This is a genomic window from Collinsella aerofaciens (assembly GCF_039062365.1).
In the GTDB taxonomy this organism is placed as follows: Bacteria; Actinomycetota; Coriobacteriia; order Coriobacteriales; family Coriobacteriaceae; genus Collinsella.
In genome coordinates, this window is sequence record NZ_JBCJBI010000010.1 from 35,694 (window position 1) to 53,956 (window position 18,263).

Sequence of the window (18,263 nt, forward strand, 5' to 3'; positions counted from 1 at the left end):
GCCCTCCGCCGAGCTCTCCCGCGGCCGCGGCGGCCCGCGCTGCATGAGCATGCCCTTCTGGCGCGAGGACCTCTAAGGTCTTCAAGGACCCGTACAGGTCATAATACATACATCTAGCTGCCATTAGATGTCTCCCATTGGGGCGGTGCGGGTTTTCGCACCGCCCCAATCTTGTATGAGGAACGTCAACACGATTGGACGACTGCTTTTGTAAGGAGCTTGGCCATGGACATCAAGACGATTGGCGTTGAGGAATGGCTCAACGTTTGGGAGAAGAGCGCCACGTGGGACATCGCCCAGTCGACGATCTCGTCGCTCACCATGGGCGAGCTGCGCGCGCTCGATGAACAGGACGGCGCCACGTTCTACGAGCGCCTGGACCGCGAGAAGATGAACTACGGCTGGATCGAGGGCTCGCCGGAGTTTAAGGCCGAGGTTGCTAAGCTGTATCGTCGGGAGGTCAATCCCGATCACATTCTGCAGACCAATGGCTGCACGGGCGCTAACCTCAACGCCATCATGGCTGTGGTCGAGCCCGGCGACCATGTTATCGCCGAGTGGCCCACCTACGCGCCGCTCTACGAGATTCCGCGCACGCTGGGCGCCGAGGTCGAGTATTGGGAGCTTCGCGAGGAACTCGGCTGGAAGCCCGATATCGAGGAACTCAAGCGCTTGGTGCGCCCCAACACCAAGCTTATCTGCATAAACAACGCATCGAACCCCATCGGTACGGTGCTCGATGCCGATATGCTCGGCCAGATTGCCGAGATCGCCCGTTCGGTGGGCGCCTACGTGCTGTGCGACGAGGTGTATCTGCCGCTCGAAAACCCTGAGTCCTTTATGTCGATGGTCGACGTGTACGAGAGGGCCATTGTCACCAACTCGTTGTCGAAGACCTATTCGACGCCTGCGGCCCGCGTGGGCTGGGTCGTGGCCGACGAAGCGGTGTCCAACCGCATCCGTACCTATCGCGATTACACCATGATCTGCGGCGGCGTGTTCAACGATGCCCTGGCGACCTATGTGCTTGAGCACAAGGATAAGATTCTCGAGCGCAATCGCAAGATCGTGTTTGGCAACCGCGATATCGCGCAGGCTTGGATCGATACGCAGCATCGCGTTTCCTGGACGGCCCCGCAGGGCGTGTCCACCTCGTTTATCCAGCTGGATATTCCCGAGGATGACGAGGAGTTTTGCACGCGCCTGCTGTCCGAGAGGGGAGTGCTGCTGGTCCCCGGTAGCCGTTTTGAGCTTCCCTGCGGCGCACGCCTGGGCTACTGCGCGAGTGAGGACGTTCTGCGCGAGGGCCTGAGGCTTTTGGGCGAGGCACTGGCGGAGTTTGATCGCTAGGATTCCGATGATCTTCGAGGGCCTTATCCAAATTGGCCGAAGATAATCGAAAACGGATCCGTTTCCCTAGGGGAAGCGGGTCCGTTTTTCCATACCGAGAAGTCAAGTTGTTACAAATGGGGCCGTAAGGCGAGCCGGTATCCGCTGGGCCTTATACTGAGCTTCCGGTGAACGGTATCAAGCGTCTGGTAAACGGTAATTTGTTTACCAGAAATGAATAGGACAAACTATTTTCTGAATAAAAATGAAAATGGTTGAGACGCAGTATGAATCGCTAATTCTATTCATAGCTTTATTGGAAATATGCAATATGAGGGTGGTTTTACAAAGTTTAGTTCCAATTGATTTTTGGATTGAAAACGCGTTTAAGCACGTAAATACACTTTATTAAATCAAAGTGTGCCATGCGTGAAGTATATGTGTATGCCGTTCACCCCTCATATAAAACCGTTCGGGGGCGAGGTGGAAGTATGGACTGATTTTGGATATAAATATGTCGTCAGCAATAACGCCTCACACGGAGGGGCGCTAACGAATCGGCCCTGACAGGGGCCCGAAAGAAAGGTAGGAGGCCATGACGAAAGGTCTGCACGTGCCTTCCGAGATCGGCAAGCTCAGGAAGGTCTGCCTGCACCGTCCCGGCGACGAGCTCCTCAACCTGCCGCCCGACGAGCTCGAGCGACTCCTGTTCGACGACGTCCCGTTCCTGGAGGTCGCGCAGCAGGAGCACGACACCTTCGCCCAGATCCTGAGGGACCAGGGCGTGGAGGTCCTCTATCTCGAGAACCTCGTCGCCGAGGTGTTCGACCAGGTCCCCGGCGCCCGCGCCGAGTTCACCGACCAGTACATCGCCGAGGCCGGCATCCGCGGCCAGCACATGCCGCAGATCGTCCGCGAGAAGCTGGACTCCATCGAGGACAACCTCGAGTTCGTCAAGAAGACCATGGCCGGCATGACCAAGTCCGAGATTGACATGCCCCTCACGGCCTCCACGACCCTCGACTCCCTGGTCAACTCCGAGTCCGAGTCCGACCTGATCATCGACCCGATGCCCAACCTCTACTTCACCCGCGACCCGTTCGCGGTCGTCGGCGAGGGCGTCAACCTCAACCGCATGTACTCGGTCACCCGCAACCGCGAGACCCTGTACGGCAAGTACGTCTTCAAGTACCACCCCGACTACAAGGACGTCTCGCTGTACTTCCGCCGCGACTGCCAGTTCCACACCGAGGGCGGCGACGTGCTGAACATCAACGAGAAGACCCTCGCCGTCGGCATCTCCCAGCGCACCCAGGCCGCCGCGATCGACGTCATGGCCCAGAACATCTTCTGGAACTCCGACTCCAAGGTCGAGCGCATCCTGGCCTTCGACATCCCGGTCTCGCGCGCCTTCATGCACCTCGACACGGTCTTCACCCAGATCGACGTCGATAAGTTCACGATCCACCCCGCCATCATGGGCACCCTGCGCGTCTACGAGCTGACCGCCGGCAAGAACCCGGGCGACGTGAACATCCGCCTGATCGAGGACACCCTCGAGCACGTCCTGGAGGACGCCACCGGCGTCGACCAGGTCAAGCTGATCCCCTGCGGCGGCGGCGACCCGATCGCGGCCTCCCGCGAGCAGTGGAACGACGGCTCCAACACCCTGTGCGTCGAGCCCGGCAAGATCTGCGTCTACGCCCGCAACACCGTCACCAACGACGTACTGTACAAGGAGGGCCTGGACCTTCTCGTCGTGCCCTCCGCCGAGCTCTCCCGCGGCCGCGGCGGCCCGCGCTGCATGAGCATGCCCTTCTGGCGCGAGGACCTCTAAGTCTTTCCGTTTCCGGTGCGGTCCCCCTACAACCGCACCGGCTTCGCCCGTTAAACGGGCAACACTAATACTTACGTAATTCATTTCTTCGAAAGGAATCGAACCATGGGTGTTAACCTCTCCGGCCGTAGCTTCCTCAAGCTTCTCGACCTCACCACCGAGGAGATCGAGTACCTGCTCAAGCTCTCCAAGAACTTCAAGGATATGAAGCGCGCTGGCGTTCCGCACCGCTATCTCGAGGGCAAGAATATCGTTCTGCTCTTCCAGAAGACCTCCACTCGTACCCGCTGCGCCTTCGAGGTCGGCGGCATGGATCTGGGCATGGGCGTCACCTACCTCGATCCGGGTTCGTCGCAGATGGGCAAGAAGGAGTCCATCGAGGACACCGCCCGCGTTCTCGGCCGCATGTATGACGGCATCGAGTTCCGTGGCTTTGCCCAGGACGACGTCGAGGAGCTCGCTGCTAAGTCCGGCGTGCCTGTCTGGAACGGCCTGACCACCGAGTGGCACCCCACCCAGATGCTCGCCGATATCCTGACCGTCCAGGAGAACTTCAACTACGACATCAAGGGCAAGACCCTCGTCTTCATGGGCGACTGCAAGAATAACGTTGCTCGCTCCCTCATGGTTGTCTGCTCCAAGCTCGGCATGAATTTCGTGGCCTGCGGTCCCGAGGAGTGCATGCCCGCTGACGACGTCATCGAGGCCTGCAAGCCCATCGCCGAGGCCAACGGTTGCACCATCAAGCTGACCACCGACGTCAAGGACGGCGTCACCGGTGCCGACGTTATCTACACCGACGTGTGGGTCTCCATGGGCGAGCCCGACGAGGTCTGGGCCGAGCGCATCGCTCAGCTCACCCCGTATCGTGTCACCTCCGAGGTCATGGCTATGGCCAACCCGGGTGCCATCTTCCTGCACTGCCTGCCCAGCTTCCACGACACCAACACCACCATTGGCGCCGAGAAGTGCGAGCAGTTCGGCATCACCGAGCAGGAGGTCACCGACGAGGTCTTCGAGAGCCCCGCTTCCAAGGTCTTCGACGAGGCCGAGAACCGCATGCACACCATCAAGGCTGTCATGTACGCCACGCTCAAGTAAGAGCATCTAGCATCTCGCTCGGGGTGTATTGCTGCACACCCCGAGCGGTTTTATCTGGTAATAATCTCGCATCAAGCGGCAGGCACGGCACGGAAGAGCCGCTTCTGGCGAGATCAGTAAATGATTTATGAAGGGGGGATGAGAACTATGACTGAGACCGCTAAGAAAAAGCGCGGTATGCCTTCATCGTTCACCATTCTTCTTGCTCTGCTGGCAATTGTCGCAGTGATTACCGTTATCGTCTCCGGCACGTCCGGTGGCGCGGTTACTGCCGCCCGTTTGAGCGATTTCTGCACCGCCCCGATTAAGGGCTTCGCTGACGCTCTGCCCGTCTGCCTCTTCGTTATGATCCTGGGCGGCTTCCTCGGCATGATGACCGAGACCGGCGCCCTGGACAACGGCATCGCCGTTCTGGTGCAGAAGCTTAAGGGCAACGAGATTATGCTCATTCCCGTGCTGATGCTCATCTTCTCCCTCGGTGGTACCACCTATGGTATGTGCGAGGAGACCGTTCCCTTCTACGCCCTGCTCGCCGCTACCATGATGGCTGCTGGCTTCGACCCCATGGTCGGTGCCGCTACCGTCCTGCTCGGCGCTGGCTGCGGCTGCCTGGGCTCCACGGTTAACCCGTTCGCCGTCGGCGCTGCCGTCGACGCTCTGACCGGCGTTGGCATTGAGGTCAACCAGTCCATCATCATCGGCCTCGGTGCCGTCCTGTGGATTGTCACTACCGCTATGTCCATCTTCTTCGTGATGAGCTACGCCAAGAAGGTCAAGGCTGACAAGGGTTCCACCATCCTGTCGATGCAGGAGCTCAAGGACGCCGAAGAGGCTCACGGCAAGGCTGCTTCCGAGGTCCACAAGGAGGTCAAGCTCACCGGTCGTCAGAAGGGTGTTCTGATCGCCTTCGCCTTCACCTTCGTCGTCATGATCGTCGGCTTCATTCCGCTGGCCGACCTCAACGAGGGCGTCGCCAACTTCTTCGACGCTGGCGCTGTCTACGACGCCGACGGTAACGCCGTCGTCCAGGGCTGGTCTGCCCTGATCACCGGCCTGCCCATTGGCCAGTGGTACTTCGACGAGGCTTCCACTTGGTTCTTCCTCATGGCCGTCCTGATCGGTATCATCGGTGGCCTGTCCGAGAAGCAGATCGTCAACACCTTCATCACCGGCGCTGCCGACATGATGTCCGTTGTTCTCGTCATCGCTCTCGCCCGTGGTATCTCCGTCCTCATGGCTAACACCGGCCTCGACGTCTACGTCCTCGACGCTGCCGCCAATGCCCTGGCTGGCCTGTCCGGTGTGATCTTCGCTCCCATGAGCTTCCTGGTCTACTTCGGCCTGTCCTTCCTGATCCCCTCGACCTCCGGTATGGCCACCGTCTCCATGCCCATCATGGGACCGCTGGCTGTTAAGCTCGGCTTCTCGCCCGAGGTCATGGTCATGATCTTCTCCGCCGCCATCGGTGTCGTGAACCTGTTCACCCCGACCTCCGGCGCCATCATGGGCGGTCTCGCCCTGGCCAAGATCGAGTGGACGACCTGGCTCAAGTTTGCCCTTAAGCTCATCGTCGCGCTCTCCGTCGTCTGCGCCATCATCCTGACCGTCGCCTGCGTGTTGCTCTAAGTACCCAACGGGTACCCCACGGAAACCTTGACGATCCTGTAAAGGATCACCTGGTCATCGTCTGTCCGGTGGGGTCAACCCACCGGTAGACTCCTACCTTTAGCCCCCTTCCGTTCCGTGCGCGGGAGGGGGCGACTTTTTGTTCCGCGGTTTTACCAAACCGCGGAACCGGTCGACGCTACGTGCCGTCCAGAACGACAATTTGTCATTCAAAAGGCAAGGCATGACCAAAAGGTCTATGCCTCGCCTTTTTCATGCCAACTTGTACGTTCTGGACGGCGCTCGCTGTCCGTCCTCTGCCTGCGGCGCTTTCCATTGTTGGTGCAGAGGGCGCTTTGCCTACTCTGGCGGGCTTTCGCTGGCTTATGCTCAATCTGCGACATTTCCATTATTGATACAAAGGCCAGGTTTGTTTGAACCAAAAAGGGGAAGTTGCGGTGGAATAGTTCCTGTTTGGCCGTCTTGAGGGGTTAAACGGGAACTATTTCACCGCAACTTATCGATGGCGTGTTTGGTTGGTGCCAGTTGATTGCTTGGGCGTTGGGGAGGGTCTGCTCCGTTATAATCGCCTAGAACATTAAATGGAAACGGGACGGGAGCCATATATGCGCCAGGGTTTCGACAACGCGAAGTATATCGAGCTGCAGGCTGCTCACATTAAGGAGCGCATCTCGCAGTTTGGTGGCAAGCTCTATTTGGAGTTTGGCGGTAAGCTGTTCGATGACTATCATGCGAGCCGCGTGCTGCCGGGTTTTGAACCGGACAGCAAGTTCCGCATGCTCAAGAGTATCGCCGACGATGTCGAGGTTATCATCGCGATCAACGCGAACCACATCGAGAAAAACAAGGCTCGTGGTGACCTCGGCATTACCTATGACGAGGATGTGCTGCGCCTGGTTGACCTGTTTCGCGGCAACGGCTTTGCTGTCGCGGCTGTGGTCATCACCCAGTACGCCGGCCAGCCCGCTGCCGATGTGTTCCGCAACCGCCTGAACGCGCTCGGTATTCCCGCCAAGCTGCACTATCCCATCGAGGGGTATCCGCACGATGTCGATCTGATCGTGTCCGACGATGGCTACGGCAAGAATGAGTTTGTCGAGACCACCCGACCGCTCGTCGTGGTCACTGCCCCCGGTCCTGGCTCGGGCAAGCTTGCCACCTGCCTGTCTCAGCTCTATCACGAGCACAAGCATGACACGGCCGCCGGCTATGCCAAGTTCGAGACCTTCCCGGTCTGGAACCTTCCCCTCACGCATCCGGTCAACATCGCCTACGAGGCGGCCACGGCGGACCTCGACGATGCCAATATCATCGACTCCTTCCACCTTGAGGCCTATAACAAGACCACGGTCAACTACAACCGCGACGTCGAGGCCTTCCCGGTGGTCCGTGCTCTGATGGAAAAGATCCTGGGCAAGAGCCCCTACCAGAGTCCTACGGACATGGGCGTCAATATGGTCGGCTTTGCCATCACCGATGACGATGCCTGCCGCGACGCTTCCAAGATGGAGATCGTCCGCCGCTACTTTACCGCGGTCGAAAATGTGCGCCGTACCGGCGTGGGCGATGAACAAGTCGACCGTCTCAAGATTATTATGAAGAAAGCCGGCATCGATAAGAACTACTCACCGGCGCGCTCGGCGGCCCTCACCAGGGAGCAGCTGACGGGTGGTCCCGTGGGTGCCATGGTCATGCCCGATGGCTCCGTGGTGACCGGCAAGACTTCCACGCGCCTGGGCGCCGCGAGCTCGCTCATCATGAATGCACTTAAGCATGTCTCGGGCGTCGACCTTGAGCTCGAGGTCATTAGCGATGAAGCGATCGAGCCCATCAGCAAGCTCAAGACGCATTTCCTGGGCAGCAAAAACCCGCGCCTCCACACCGACGAGACGCTTATGGCGCTGTCGATCACCTCGGCCACGAGTGAGACGGCCGCTCGCGTCCTTTCGGGCCTGGAGCAGCTGCGCGGTTGCGATGCCTTCTTTAGCGTGATTATCTCGCCGACGGACGAGACGGTACTGCGCAAACTGGGTATCAACGTGTGCTGCGAGCCCAAGTTTGAGCGCCGCGGTTTCTTCCATCGCTAAGTTTGAAGCACCGCGGTAATTGCATTGCATTTTGGCCGTATCGGGTTAGCGCCCGGTACGGCTTTTTGATCAATAAAGCGCCTATTTCGGCGAAAAATAGCTGTTTACCTGCCTAGAAACAATTTGAGCGGTATACAATAACCGTAACTGTTTCATCCTTAGCGGGATGCCGCATGATGGATATTACCTGCCATCGTGAGGTGTGTCGGTCGCGCACGGCGCGTTAGATGCTCGTGCTCGGTTTGAGGAGGCTGCTATGGCGGGCAAGGGTCGTGCGAGTGTCAACGATATGAAGCGTGTCGAGGTGCTGGTGTTGATGGAGATCGACCGGCAAACCGAAGACAATGGCGGGCCGTATGGTTTCTCGCGCAAAACGCTTGCCGAGCGCGTGGGGGTTTCGCCGTATCGTGCCCGCGCCGCAATCGATCGCTTGGATTCCGAAGGCATGATTGATGTCGTCTCGCGTTATAGCGACGACGGCGGTCAGCTTGCAAATGGCATTTGCCTCACCGAACGTGGCGAGTGGTATCTTGAGGGCGTCCGTACCGGCATGCTCGTTCAAGAAATGCTTGAGGACGAGGTTGCTGATCGATAGCAGCATGTAACCCTTGCCATAGCGACGCCGCCTGGGAAACCGGGCGGCGTTTTGTTTCAAGATTGAGAAATGCAATCGCACGCGAGAAAAATTGCGAACGGTCCGCGGCGCGAGTATTACAATGAAGACCCGTAAGATGTGGATAAACAACTTCTACGGGAAGCGCAGGTAACTCAATATGACCAAGCATGTGTTCGTAACCGGTGGCGTGGTTTCGTCTCTGGGCAAGGGTATCACCGCGGCCTCGCTGGGCCGTCTGCTCAAGTCGCGTGGCTACAAAGTAACGATGCAGAAGGCCGATCCGTATCTGAACGTCGACCCCGGTACCATGAGCCCCTTCCAGCATGGTGAGGTCTTCGTTACCGAGGATGGTTACGAGTCCGACCTGGACCTGGGTCATTACGAGCGCTTTATTGATGAGAACCTGACCCGCGATTCCAACTTTACGACCGGCGCCATCTATAAGAGCTTGATCGCCCGCGAGCGTCGCGGCGACTTTTTGGGCGGTACCGTGCAGGTGATTCCTCACGTCACCAATGCCATTAAGGACAAGTTCCGCCGCATCGAGGAGCAGACCGGCTCCGATGTAGTCATCACCGAGCTGGGCGGCACGATCGGCGACATCGAGTCCCAACCGTTTGTCGAGGCCATCCGTCAGTACCGCAAGGAGGCCGGCCCCGAGAACGTCTGCTACATCCACGTGTCGCTCGTTCCCTATATCGCCGCCGCCCACGAGGTCAAGACCAAGCCCACGCAGCATTCCGTCAAGGAGCTCCGCAGCTTTGGTATCCAGCCCGATATCATCGTGCTGCGCTCCGACCACCATATCGATGACGCTATCCGCGGAAAGATCGCAAGCTTCTGCGACGTTGACACCGATTGTGTCTTTACCAACGAGGACTGCGCGAGCATTTACGATGTTCCGCAGCTGCTTGCCGAGCAGGACTTTGACCTGCGCATTTGCGAGCGCCTGGGTCTGGACCCGCGTGAGCGCGACATGAGCGAGTGGAACGAGTTCCTGCGCAAACAGAATCACGCCAACCATCACGCCGACAAGGTGAAGATTGCCGTCGTGGGTAAGTACACGCAGCTGCCCGATGCGTACCTGTCGGTTATCGAGGCCCTGCACCATGCGGGCGTCTTCTACGATCGCCATGTGGACGTCCAGCTGGTCGACGGCGAGAGCCTCGACGAGCAGAATGTCTCCGAGGTTTTGGGCGACGCCTCGGGCATCCTGGTCCCCGGCGGCTTTGGCAAGCGCGCCCTGGAGGGCAAGATCCTCGCGGCCGAGTTTGCCCGTGAGCACAAGATTCCGTATCTGGGCATTTGCCTGGGTATGCAGGTGGCCGTGTGCGAGTTCGCCCGCAACGTCGTCGGCCTTGCCGGCGCCAGCTCCTCCGAGTTCGATCCGGACGGCCCGTTTAGCGTCATCGATTTGATGAGCTCGCAGGAGGACGTGACCGAGAAGGGCGGTACCATGCGCCTGGGCGCCTATCCGTGCAAGCTCGCCGCCGATACCCTCGCTCGCGAGGCATATGGCGAGGAGCTCGTCTACGAGCGTCACCGTCATCGCTTTGAGTTCAATAACGCCTTCCGCGACCAGCTCGAGGACGCCGGTTTGGTTATCTCGGGCCTGTCGCCCGACGAGCGCCTGGTCGAGATGGTCGAGCTGCCGCGCGACGTGCATCCGTGGTATGTGGCAACCCAGGCTCATCCCGAGTTCAAGAGCCGCCCGACCAACCCGCAGCCGCTGTTCCGCGAGTTCGTGCGCGCTTCGATCGGCCAGCACGAGGGTGTCGACCGTCTGCAGGTGACGCCCATGAACCTTGCTACGGACTAAGGGTGCCGTCGAATAAGGGACATACCGAAGCTACTCCCTCGTCGCTCGCCGTGGCGGCGGGGGAGTATCTCGATTACCTCGCGGTCGAGCGGGGTTTGGCGCGCAACACGATTGCGGCCTATCGTCGTGACCTGACGACGTACTGCGCCTATCTGGAGCGGGCGGGTATTGTGTCTTTTGAAGAGGTGACTCGTCAGGTCGTGGAGGGCTTTGTCGCCGACCGTCGCGATGGGGGCTATTCCGATGCCTCGGTGGAGCGTGCGCTTGCGGCCGTGAAGGGCCTGCATGCCTTTTTGGTGCGCGATGGGGCTGTGGCCCAAAATCCAACGACGGCGTTGCGCCTGCCTAAAAAGGCTGAGCGTTTGCCGGAGTATCTATCGGTGGAGGATGTCTCGGCGCTGCTCGATCAAGACTTCCCCGAGGGCGAGATGGGCTTGCGCGACCATGCCATCTTGGAAGTGCTCTATGGATGCGGTTTGCGTGTGAGCGAGTTGGTGGGACTCGATGTGGGCGATATCCATATCGACGATGGCTTTGTGCTCGTTCGCGGTAAGGGCTCGAAGGAACGCCTGTCCCCGCTGGTGGGAAGCGCGGCGCGAGCTCTGGCGCTTTATGTAACTGAGGGGCGTTCTCGCTTGGCGGCCCATGCCCGCGGAACCGAGACCTCGGCGGTCTTTTTAAATAAGAACGGCCGCCGCCTGTCGCGCCAGGGCATCCATGCCATCTGTGAGCGCTACGGGCGCCAGGTGGGACTGGTGGGGCTCCATCCCCATACGCTGCGTCACTCCTTTGCCACCCATATGCTTGCGGGCGGCGCAGACCTCCGTGTGCTACAGGAGATCTTGGGACATGCCGATATATCGACCACGCAGGTCTACACGCATGTCGATCGTACGCAACTGACCGAGGTCTATCTGGCGGCGCACCCGCTGGCACATCGTTAACACATCGCTGACCTGCATATTTATAGGTATTTGGGGACGGGCTCCAGATTGCCGCGGCGTGCTTTTGCGCGCGCATGGGCAATCTGGGGCCCGTCCCATTTTTCGCCACTTGGCGTCGCGGTGGTGGGCCGCATGTGCCTTGGGTGGGGGAGTTTGGGGGCGATGTGAACGGCGTGTAAAGGGACGTAAAAATCGCCTCAAGGTCAACTTGAAGGTTGAGGTTCGCGGGCGTGGTTCTACAGGTGGCATCACGCCTTTGCTGAAAACACAACATATTGTGTTTTCGAACATATGCTTGGGGGTGTTTTGCAATATATGGTGAGTGGAGTGGTGGGGCGGGGTGGGGGAAGGGGTGGGGAAAGGTGTTGAAAAATGGGGCGGTTCCCCATATTATTGATGACGTCGACAGGCGGGGTGGTTCCCCGCGTACGTGCCATCTGAGTAACCGAGGGGAGGGCGCACATGGGAATGACTGGTGCATACGAGCGCAATCTCGATGCAAAAGGTCGTCTGTCCCTGCCTGCACCCCTTCGCGAGGAGCTTGGAGAGCACGTTCGCGTGTTCAAAGCCCTGGATGTCGATGCTCTGTACGTGTTCTCTGCCGAGGCCTTCGATAAGTGGGTCGAAGGACTCTTCGCGGGTCGTGAGGGCCACGAGGGTTTTAACCCGCGTGACATTAATGACCAGAAGCTCATGAGGGCGATCAACAAGCGCACCACGTCGATGGACGTGGACAGCGCCGGTCGTATCGGTCTTTCCGAGTCTCTCCGCAAGCAGGCGAACCTCGACCGCGAGGTCACGGTTGTGGGCAACTACGACCACCTTGAGGTTTGGGATCGCGCCGCGGCCGATGAGGACGATGACGATGAGGCCCTGCTGGACCTCTTCTTCTCGTAAGGGCAAGGCACGGGTAACGGATGGAGCGTGGGATCTTGACACAAGAATATCGGCATGAACCTGTCATGCTCGGCGAAGTGCTTGAGTCGCTGCGGCTAAAGAGCGGCTCCGTTGTCTGCGATTGCACCCTTGGCGGTGCCGGCCATTCGGTAAAGATGGCCGCGCAGGTGGGGGAGACGGGCCTTTTGCTCGGCGTCGATCAGGACGACATGGCCCTCGAGGCCGCTGGCGCCCGTCTGGACCGCGAGGTTCCCGGCGTTCCGCACCAGCTGCTGAAGGGCAACTTCGGCGACTTGGACGAGCTTCTTTGCTCGGCCGAGGTGCCCGGGGTCGATGGCTTCCTGTTCGATTTGGGCGTTTCGTCACCGCAACTCGATATCCCTGGCAGGGGCTTTTCGTATAACGAGGACGCCCCATTGGACATGCGGATGGATCCGGGTAATAACACCTTAAACGCAGCTGAGGTCATCAACACCTATAACGAACACGACCTCGCCCGGATTCTACGCGTCTACGGCGAAGAGAAGTTCGCCTCGCAGATCGCGCGCGAGATCGTGCGCCGCCGCGAGCAAGAACCGATCGAAACCACCGGTCAATTTGTCGAGATCATCAAGGCGGGTATCCCGGCTGCCGCTCGTCGGCATGGCGGACACCCGGCCAAGAAAAGTTTCCAGGCCATTCGCATCGAGGTCAATCACGAGCTCGATGTGCTCGAACGAGGGCTTGATGCCGCCACCAGGTGGCTCAACCCGGGCGGACGTATCTGCGTCATCTCGTATCACTCGCTCGAGGACCGTATCGTAAAGAACCACTTTAAGGAGATGAGCCAGGGGTGCACGTGTCCGCCGGAGATTCCGGTGTGCGTGTGCGGCAACGTGCCGATACTCAAGGTCATCACCCGCAAACCCTTGGTTGCCCAGCCTGATGAGGTTGAGCGCAACCCTCGGGCGAGATCAGCCAAAATCCGCGTGGCGCAGCGTCTGTAGGCGCGACCGCGCGATATTGGACCTCCCGCTCGCACCATAAACGAAGCTTAAACACACTACCAACGTACTCGGGATGGGAGGCGGCATATCATGGGCTACAACACTTCAAGCGCAGCACTCGCCTATGATATGAACGCCATGCCCGCCTATCGTGAGACGCCGCAGGCCCCCGTTGCTCCCCGTGAGCAGCGCACGCCGCGCTTTGATGTCTACACGGGCGCGGGCCGTCAGGCAAACCAGGCGGTAAGCCCGGTTTTCATGAGCGTTCTTAAAACGTTTTGCATCATTGCGGCTATCTTCATGACGATCGGCGTCGCCCGCGTGGCGCTCGCCGGCGTTACGGCCCAGGTGCTCAACAGCAACGCCGAGCTTACCAACACGCTCGAAAAGGCGACCGATGAGAGCTCCGACTTGGAGGTCATGCATTCGGTCTATGGCGCCGACACGCGCATTCGCGACCTTGCGGGCGCTTATGGCATGGTGGAGCCCAGCGAGAGCGTTACACTTGACTTTTCGCAGGATGCAGCCGCGGGCGCCAACGCGACCGCGACCGCTCAGTAGCAAGACGGTAGCTGAGTATGACAAATGACTATCGCCGCGGTTCCGATGGGGGCCGCGGTTCTGGACGTCCCTCGTCGCGGGGACGTTCTGGTTATCAAGGAACGGGTCGGCAATCTTACAACGCCGGGCGGTCCCGTGGCAACGACCCGGCGTCGCGACTTCGCGGCTCGGGCGGCCCTCAAGTGCATAACACCAGGTCGCGCAAGAGTTCGTCGACCGAATGGCTCACAGGCACGCCTCTGCCTCGCCGCAAAGCCGTCATGGGATTCATTGGGCTTGGCTTGGGCTTGGGCGTCTTTCGCCTTGCCGACTATCAAATTGTCGAAGCCGATAAACTGCGCGAGCGTGCCGATGCGCGCCGCCTGCTTGCGCAGACCCTCTATGCCAAACGCGGCACCGTCTATGACCGCAATGGTAACGTGCTGGCGTCGTCGGTCGAATGTCGCAACATCGCCGTGAACCCGCAACTTGTCGAGGATGTTGACAAGACGGTGTCGGCGCTGGTCAAGGCAACTGGAATCGATAAAAAGACCTGCCGCAAGCTCGTTGAGTCCGATGGCACCTGGGTGTATATCAAGCGCCAGGTGGACGAAGACGATGCTGCGGCGCTGGAGAAGAAGAACCTGCCCGGCGTGCTTTTTGAGCAGGCCATGAAGCGCGTATATCCATACGGCAATCTGGCATCGCAGGTGCTGGGTGTAGTGAATGTAGACAACGACGGCTTGACGGGTCTCGAAAAGCAATACAACAAGCTTCTGACAGGCACGAACGGTTCTCTCGTACGCGAGCGCGCGAGGGACGGCAGCTATATCGCGGGCGGTGCCTATAAAAAGGTGGCTGCGGTCGACGGCGTTGATATCGTGACGACGCTCGACGTCAATATCCAGCGTGCGGCCGAGGATGCCCTGGCAGAGGCAGTTGAGAAGACTAAGGCCAAGAACGGCTCGGCGCTGGTCACCGATCCTACGACAGGCGAGATCTTGGCAGCCTGCTCGTATCCGACTTACGACCAGACCAATCTGGAAAACGCCAAGACCGAGGATATGAACCTGCGCCTGGTCACCGACGCCTACGAGCCCGGCTCGGTCTTTAAGACGCTCGTGGCAGGCGCCGGCTTCGACTTGGGCGTCGTGCGATCGAGTACGTCGTTTGAGGTGCCGGCGAGCATCAAGGTGGGCGACGATACCGTCACCGATGCCGACAAGCGCGACTACGCCATGACCATGGATGTGCGCGAGATGATGCGCCGTTCGTCCAACGTGGGCTTTGTCCTGGTGGGGCGCAAGATCGGTGCCGACGACTTTGCCGCCTATGTGGACAAGTGGGGCATCGGTCACAGCTCGGGTGTCGATTTTCCGGGAGAGAGCCTGGGCATCGTCAAGGAGCGTGACCAGTATGACGGCGCCACGCTGGGCTCGATGAGCTTTGGACAGGCACTGTCCGTCTCGCCGATTGAGATCGCACGTGCCGTGGGCGGCATCGCCAACGGCGGCGTGATGATGACCCTGCACTTCTATAAGTCCAGCAAGGGCGACGAGAAGGACTGGGGCGAAGGCGAGCGCGCGATTTCTGAGGATGCCGCATCCCAGGTGACATCGTGCATGCAGACGGTCGTGTCCGAGGGAACGGGCGTTGGCGGCGCGGTTGACGGCTATGACGTGGCGGGTAAGACCGGTACGGCCGAACGTGCCGACGAGAACGGCGGCTACCTCAAGGAGAACTACATGTCGTCCTTTATGGGCTTTGCACCGGCACAATCGCCCAAGGTGCTGTGCTATATCACGCTCGACGGAACGCCGAGCGGCTCAGATGCCGCTGCGGTGCCGTTCCAGTCCATTATGGCCAACGCGCTCGACGTGCTGGGTATCCCGCACACGAAGTAGGGGGTTACAATCTTTGGGGCGTGGTTTGTTGTCCCATATGAGGGTGTTCACATGCCCTGCACCACGCATGTGCGGCGCTGGGATACAATACGCCGATAGCATTATTAGGTTTACAGGGGAGCTGCAATGATAGAGATCGCCGTCAACAACCTCGCGGCCGCAACAGGGGCCCGAACCGTGACGGGAGAAGCCGATCGGGTATGCCGCGGGTGCGTTATCGACTCGCGCCAGGTCGAGGAAGGGACGATTTTCGTCGCCTTTCCCGGTGAAAACGTCGATGGCAATGATTTTGCTTCCCGTGCCGTCCAGTCGGGTGCCGGCGCCGTCGTGATGACGCGTGAGCCCGAGGCCGAGCTGGTCTCGCTGGCGCAGGACAAGGGCTGTGCCATCTTGCTGACCGATGATCCCGAGGAGTTTCTGCTGCGTTTGGCGCACGCGTATCGCCTGGAGCTTGGCTGCCTGGTCGTTGGCATTACCGGTTCCATCGGCAAGACGACGACCAAGGACGTGCTCGCCGCTGTTCTCGCCAAGCGCTATCGTGTCTGGGCCACCAAGGGCAATTTTAATAACCTGATCGGCATGCCGCTCACGGTGCTTTCCGCCCCGGCCGATACCGAGGTCCTGGTGCTCGAGATGGGCATGAACCATTTCCATGAGATCGAGCGCCTTTCCCAATCCGCCAATCCCAACTTTGCCATCGTGAGCAAGATCGGCACCTCTCACATCGGCATTTTGGGCAGCCGCGAGAACATCGCCCGCGCTAAGGCCGAGATTGTCCAGGGTATGTGCGCCGCCGGCGACTTCTTGCCGCTGCTGGTCTTGGGTGGCGAGGACGACTTTACGCCGTTCATTCGCGATACGTTCGCCCATTCTGCTGGTATCGACGTGATGTTGGCCGGTGTCTCGGACGATGATGAGGTCCGCGCCCGCGACATTCGTGTTGATGACGAAGGCCGTCCGGTCTTTACGCTCGATTTTGGCCAGGGTGAGACGATCGATACCATGCTTGCCATCCCCGGCGTGCAGTCCGTCCCAAATGCCGTTAAGGCCGCCGCGGTTGCCTATCGCCTGGGCGTGACGCCCGAGCAGATCGATGCTGCCTTTAGAGGCCTCACGATCACCGGTCACCGCCAGGAGATCAAGCGCGCCAAGAGCGGTGCCCGCGTCATCGACGATTCCTATAACGCCAGCGCCGAATCCATGGCTGCTGGTCTCGATCTACTGTGTTCGCTTTCGTGCACGGGGTCTCGCATGGCGATCCTGGGCGAGATGGGCGAGATGGGCGATGAGGCTCCTCGCATGCATGAGCTCGTGGGCGCCTATGCCGCCGCCAAGAAGCTCGACATGCTGGTGTGCGTGGGTGGTGAGCTGGCCCAGCTTATGGCCGATGCCGCGCGCATGATGGGTATGGACGAGGACCGCATCCAGGTGTTCTCCGATTATCAGCAGGTGCTCGACCGCATGGGCGGCGCGCTTGAAAAACATGATGTTGTACTGGTCAAGGGTTCCCGCTTTGTTGAGCTCGACCGCTTTGTGGAAGGTGTGTGCTAGCCCATGTTCGGCAATCCCTCGTATCCAACGTATCAGGCTTTTTTGGGGCTTGGCATCGCCGCCGCCATTGCGCTGCTGCTCATGCCGTGGTGGATCAAGCTGCTTAAGGTCGAGGGTATCGGCCAGCAGGTTCGTGCCGACGGCCCCAAGCGTCATCTGGTTAAGCAGGGAACGCCCACCATGGGCGGTGTTGTCATCCTCGTCGCGATCTCGCTGACCTGCCTGCTGATGGGCAAGCTCACCACCGAGCTCGTGCTCGTGCTGCTCGCCACGCTGGCGACCGGCGTGCTGGGCCTGATCGACGACCTGACCTCCGTTACGCATGGGCGCTCGCTCGGTCTGACGCCTCATGCCAAGATGATCGGCCTAACCATTATCTGTGTCACCTTTACGGTACTTGCCGTCAACTGGTGCGGCGTCGCCCCCGAGATTCGTTTTCCCGGCGGCCTGACGATTGACCTCGGTGTTCTTTCGACCACCATCTGCGGCCTTTCGTTCCCGTGGCTCTACATTGTCTTTTGCTGGCTGATGATCGCCGGTCTTTCTAATGCCGTGAACCTGACCGATGGCCTTGATGGTCTTGCTGGCGGCACCTCTATGATTGCCATGCTCGCCATGGCTGCCATGGCGTTTTTGCACGGAGACGTGAACCTGTCCATCTTCTGCACCGCGTGTGCCGGTGCCTGCTTGGGCTTTCTGTGGTTCAACTGCTATCCGGCGAGCATCTTTATGGGCGATACCGGCTCGCTTGCCCTGGGCGCCGCGTTTGCCTGCACGTCCATCATGACCAACACCGAGGTCGTCTCCCTCATCATCGGCGGCCTGTTTATCGTTGAGACCCTGTCGGTCATGATTCAGGTTGTCTACTTCCACTTTACGCACAAGCGCGTCTTCCTTATGGCGCCCATCCATCATCATTTCGAAAAGAAGGGCTGGGCCGAGACCAAGGTCGTCATCCGTTTTTGGATTATCGCTGCGGCCTTTGGTGCCGTTGGCCTTGCTTTGTTCTTCCAGTTGGGATAGTGG

Annotated in this window: 15 protein-coding genes; all 15 read left to right on the top strand. The window is 59.7% G+C overall.

Translation table 11 applies throughout. The annotated features are described in order from the left end of the window. Nucleotides 1–76: arginine deiminase family protein (locus tag ABCN01_RS06405; protein ID WP_195239190.1), on the top strand; the 76-nt coding region annotated here is incomplete at its 5' end. 149 nt (nt 77–225) lie between these two features. Beyond that, a complete protein-coding gene (locus tag ABCN01_RS06410; RefSeq protein WP_342996600.1) occupies nt 226–1,350 on the top strand; it encodes an aminotransferase in 1,125 nt (374 codons plus the stop codon). Between the two features lie 574 nt (nt 1,351–1,924). Continuing rightward, complete coding sequence (gene arcA / locus ABCN01_RS06415; protein ID WP_006234281.1) at nt 1,925–3,166, top strand: arginine deiminase; 1,242 nt, start codon at nt 1,925–1,927, stop codon at nt 3,164–3,166. 105 nt (nt 3,167–3,271) lie between these two features. Next, the gene (gene argF, locus ABCN01_RS06420) at nt 3,272–4,267 is read left to right on the top strand and encodes an ornithine carbamoyltransferase (protein ID WP_006234279.1); all 996 of its coding nucleotides are present in this window, start codon (nt 3,272–3,274) and stop codon (nt 4,265–4,267) included. A gap of 138 nt (nt 4,268–4,405) precedes the next feature. Further along, nucleotides 4,406–5,893 carry a YfcC family protein gene (locus ABCN01_RS06425; protein WP_425458736.1) on the top strand — a complete coding sequence of 496 codons (1,488 nt, stop codon included), beginning with the start codon at nt 4,406–4,408 and terminating at the stop codon, nt 5,891–5,893. 605 nt (nt 5,894–6,498) lie between these two features. Further along, nucleotides 6,499–7,980 (top strand): DUF1846 domain-containing protein, encoded by a 1,482-nt coding sequence (locus ABCN01_RS06430; RefSeq protein WP_342996598.1) that lies wholly within the window; start codon nt 6,499–6,501, stop codon nt 7,978–7,980. A gap of 256 nt (nt 7,981–8,236) precedes the next feature. Further along, a complete protein-coding gene (locus ABCN01_RS06435; RefSeq protein WP_161159711.1) occupies nt 8,237–8,575 on the top strand; it encodes a helix-turn-helix domain-containing protein in 339 nt (112 codons plus the stop codon). A gap of 178 nt (nt 8,576–8,753) precedes the next feature. Continuing rightward, nucleotides 8,754–10,415: a CTP synthase gene (locus tag ABCN01_RS06440; RefSeq protein WP_055286060.1), complete on the top strand. Its 1,662-nt coding sequence runs from the start codon at nt 8,754–8,756 to the stop codon at nt 10,413–10,415. A 2-nt stretch (nt 10,416–10,417) separates the two neighbouring features. Continuing rightward, a complete protein-coding gene (xerD, locus tag ABCN01_RS06445; RefSeq protein WP_342996595.1) occupies nt 10,418–11,359 on the top strand; it encodes a site-specific tyrosine recombinase XerD in 942 nt (313 codons plus the stop codon). 462 nt (nt 11,360–11,821) lie between these two features. Beyond that, nucleotides 11,822–12,256 carry a division/cell wall cluster transcriptional repressor MraZ gene (locus tag ABCN01_RS06450; protein ID WP_006234269.1) on the top strand — a complete coding sequence of 145 codons (435 nt, stop codon included), beginning with the start codon at nt 11,822–11,824 and terminating at the stop codon, nt 12,254–12,256. A 20-nt stretch (nt 12,257–12,276) separates the two neighbouring features. After that, entirely contained in the window at nt 12,277–13,242 is a 966-nt protein-coding gene (rsmH, locus tag ABCN01_RS06455; RefSeq protein ID WP_006234266.1) for a 16S rRNA (cytosine(1402)-N(4))-methyltransferase RsmH, read from the top strand. Between the two features lie 90 nt (nt 13,243–13,332). Beyond that, complete coding sequence (locus ABCN01_RS06460; protein WP_022094483.1) at nt 13,333–13,803, top strand: hypothetical protein; 471 nt, start codon at nt 13,333–13,335, stop codon at nt 13,801–13,803. Between the two features lie 182 nt (nt 13,804–13,985). Further along, nucleotides 13,986–15,686 (top strand): peptidoglycan D,D-transpeptidase FtsI family protein, encoded by a 1,701-nt coding sequence (locus tag ABCN01_RS06465; protein WP_343014236.1) that lies wholly within the window; start codon nt 13,986–13,988, stop codon nt 15,684–15,686. A gap of 126 nt (nt 15,687–15,812) precedes the next feature. Then, nucleotides 15,813–17,237: a UDP-N-acetylmuramoyl-tripeptide--D-alanyl-D-alanine ligase gene (locus ABCN01_RS06470; RefSeq protein WP_342996593.1), complete on the top strand. Its 1,425-nt coding sequence runs from the start codon at nt 15,813–15,815 to the stop codon at nt 17,235–17,237. Nucleotides 17,238–17,240: 3 nt separating this feature from the next. Continuing rightward, complete coding sequence (mraY, locus tag ABCN01_RS06475) at nt 17,241–18,260, top strand: phospho-N-acetylmuramoyl-pentapeptide-transferase (protein WP_006234262.1); 1,020 nt, start codon at nt 17,241–17,243, stop codon at nt 18,258–18,260. Nucleotides 18,261–18,263: the final 3 nt, after the last annotated feature.

Excerpts from the sequence above, each read along its gene's own strand:
- ABCN01_RS06410 (WP_342996600.1), top strand. The coding sequence starts at position 226 with ATGGACATCAAGACGATTGGCGTTGAGGAATGGCTCAACGTTTGGGAG.
- ABCN01_RS06435 (WP_161159711.1), top strand. The coding sequence starts at position 8,237 with ATGGCGGGCAAGGGTCGTGCGAGTGTCAACGATATGAAGCGTGTCGAG.
- argF (WP_006234279.1), top strand. The coding sequence starts at position 3,272 with ATGGGTGTTAACCTCTCCGGCCGTAGCTTCCTCAAGCTTCTCGACCTC.
- ABCN01_RS06470 (WP_342996593.1), top strand. The coding sequence starts at position 15,813 with ATGATAGAGATCGCCGTCAACAACCTCGCGGCCGCAACAGGGGCCCGA.
- mraY (WP_006234262.1), top strand. The coding sequence starts at position 17,241 with ATGTTCGGCAATCCCTCGTATCCAACGTATCAGGCTTTTTTGGGGCTT.
- rsmH (WP_006234266.1), top strand. The coding sequence starts at position 12,277 with ATGGAGCGTGGGATCTTGACACAAGAATATCGGCATGAACCTGTCATG.
- ABCN01_RS06440 (WP_055286060.1), top strand. The coding sequence starts at position 8,754 with ATGACCAAGCATGTGTTCGTAACCGGTGGCGTGGTTTCGTCTCTGGGC.
- ABCN01_RS06460 (WP_022094483.1), top strand. The coding sequence starts at position 13,333 with ATGGGCTACAACACTTCAAGCGCAGCACTCGCCTATGATATGAACGCC.
- ABCN01_RS06450 (WP_006234269.1), top strand. The coding sequence starts at position 11,822 with ATGGGAATGACTGGTGCATACGAGCGCAATCTCGATGCAAAAGGTCGT.
- ABCN01_RS06430 (WP_342996598.1), top strand. The coding sequence starts at position 6,499 with ATGCGCCAGGGTTTCGACAACGCGAAGTATATCGAGCTGCAGGCTGCT.
- arcA (WP_006234281.1), top strand. The coding sequence starts at position 1,925 with ATGACGAAAGGTCTGCACGTGCCTTCCGAGATCGGCAAGCTCAGGAAG.
- ABCN01_RS06425 (WP_425458736.1), top strand. The coding sequence starts at position 4,406 with ATGAGAACTATGACTGAGACCGCTAAGAAAAAGCGCGGTATGCCTTCA.